The organism is Vibrio sp. Vb1980 (assembly GCF_033338615.1).
In the GTDB taxonomy this organism is placed as follows: domain Bacteria; phylum Pseudomonadota; class Gammaproteobacteria; order Enterobacterales; family Vibrionaceae; genus Vibrio; species Vibrio alginolyticus.
In genome coordinates this window covers 1-558 of record NZ_JAWOSZ010000147.1, presented here as the reverse complement: position 1 = coordinate 558, position 558 = coordinate 1, and the positions used below count along the sequence as shown (strand labels likewise).

General features: G+C 49.5%; 1 protein-coding gene. It reads right to left on the bottom strand.

Features of this window, described 5'->3' with window-relative positions; genetic code table 11:
* Positions 1-558, bottom strand: a 558-nt coding sequence (locus R7F64_RS24225; RefSeq protein WP_412034474.1) for an autotransporter assembly complex protein TamA, incomplete at both ends; no start/stop codon positions are given.

Genomic DNA, 558 nt, shown 5'->3' with positions numbered 1-558 from the left:
CACGGATGTTGTTGTCACCACCAGCAAAGAAACGCAACGATGGCGAAAGCTTTTCAAATTCCTCCGTGATATTAGCCCCCCCTTCGAGACGGAACAAACCACGATGGTTTTCGCCGATGCCACGAATCCACGAAGATCGCCCAAGCAAACGCAATACGCGCGTTTCAGACAGTAGCGCCGGATCGCCGTATTCAACCGTTACGCTTTGCTTATCGCCCCACATTGGCATACTGCCACCACGGACACGAGTACGCGAAAAGGTTGCCCCTGGAAGCACAAACTGCACGCCATCATCTTGCAAACCTTGCGAGAAGTTTTCGTACAAGTGACGAACGTACACGGTTTTGTGCCAACCACCGTCTGTTAACCAGTGTCTTTCTACCGCAAGGTTTGATTCCAAACTCTCAGTATCACGGTTGTCCAAATGCTTCAGACCAAATTGCAATTGATAGTATTCACGTAAGACGTCGTCTAATGGAATCTTGTAACCGGCGGTGATGGTTTGTTCTGGTTTGGAGAGAGAAAGCGCCGTATTAAAGCTATGACCGCGTGCACTTA